The sequence below is a fragment of the Methanoculleus sp. genome (genome assembly GCF_035363275.1).
In the GTDB taxonomy this organism is placed as follows: domain Archaea; phylum Halobacteriota; class Methanomicrobia; order Methanomicrobiales; family Methanoculleaceae; genus Methanoculleus.
Genome location: NZ_DAOSET010000142.1, coordinates 1 through 1,328, shown reverse-complemented (window position 1 = coordinate 1,328; position 1,328 = coordinate 1). Strand labels below are relative to the sequence as shown.

The 1,328-nt window shown below is 57.5% G+C and carries 2 protein-coding genes; one reads left to right on the top strand and one right to left on the bottom strand.

Features of this window, described 5'->3' with window-relative positions; translation table 11 throughout:
- Nucleotides 1–766 (bottom strand): transposase (locus tag PLN84_RS13385; RefSeq protein WP_348532198.1); only part of this gene is annotated, 766 nt, incomplete at its 3' end.
- 6 nt (nt 767–772) lie between these two features.
- Here PLN84_RS13385 and PLN84_RS13380 point away from each other — a divergent pair.
- Nucleotides 773–1,162, top strand: coding sequence for a hypothetical protein (locus PLN84_RS13380; RefSeq protein ID WP_348532197.1), 390 nt, complete (start codon nt 773–775; stop codon nt 1,160–1,162).
- Nucleotides 1,163–1,328 lie beyond the last annotated feature (166 nt).

Here is a 1,328-nt window from a genome sequence, read left to right as displayed (position 1 = left end):
CCTCGGTGATCTGGTCGAACCCCTCATAGGATACCCTCATCACCTTCGAGAAGTTCAGTAAGACATCCCTGGGTGAGTACTCCGCCGTCAGGCCGGCCTTCTTGATACGTGCCAGCAACTTGCAGTAGAGATACAGGCAGAGGAACCCGACGAAGAGATGACCACAAACTGCACTCCGATCCGAAAGATACAGGACATCTGCCTGGATCTCATTCTTCAGCGTATCGAAGTGCTTCTCCACCAGATCCCGGGTCTTGTAGAGTTCATAGATCTGCTGCGGCGTCTCGTCGAGGTTCGAGAGAAAAAGGATTCGGCCGGCGCGTTCCTCCTTCTCCCCGGCTAGCTCCTTCGTGATCGTGCCCTCACTGAGTCGCTCGAAGAGGGTCTTCCTCTCCTCGAGTCGCAGATCCTCATCCTCGAAGAGATAGAGGGTTTTATCCCCGATCTCCCTCTTTCCACCTCGTATCAGGCGCTTGTGATATAGAAACCGGTCGCTCGGGTGGATCGGGGTTGCATAGTGGACACTGTCGCGACGGAGCGGGAGGAGGTACGAGCACTCACGGTTGCCGATCCCCTCGACCACCTTTCCCGAGATGAACCCCCGATCAAGGATCAGGATGGCATCCGCAAGGTGCAGACCATCCATGGAGGGGAGGAGCGTCTTGACATCCTTCACCGACCCGGGGAGGGGGCGGAGCATCACCGGCAGCCCGGTCTCTCGCCCGGAGAAGAGAGCGAGGTTCACCTGAGGCAGGGCGATTTCCATGGCATCGTGACCCCACTCGGCAAGGGAGAGGTTATCGGAGAGGGAGAAGACAAAGGAGAGATCGTAGATGAGATGGCGGTTGCCGGTGCGGAGGTGCTACAAGATCATATCCTGACCGATGCGGTCATCGCCGATGGCCCGGAGCGTGGTGGAGAGGGATTTGGGGGAACAGTCGGGCTGGATGTTCAAGGGGTTGTCCAGTTTCTCCCAGGAGGCCCTCACCCGTTTGAGGGGGAGATATCCGGTGATTCGGGTGAAGACGAGAGCAACAATCTCCTGCCAATGGTCGGGGAATGCTTCGGTGAGAACCGGGACGAGATCCTGAAACTCCAGAGCGAGGAGGTGAGCGTTACCGTATTCGTATACGGAAACGAGGCCGTTGCAGGGCAGTCATAGGACGTTCTTCCTGCGACGGGCGGGAAGAACCCCTGGCGAGGAGACCACGATCCGGGGTGAGCCGGCCAAGGTATCGTGAGACTTTCCGGGTCTTTTTTGTCTCCCGGTCGTAGACACTTGTCGAGTGATACACATACGGTTTATCCTGGATGTACTTGATCTCAAG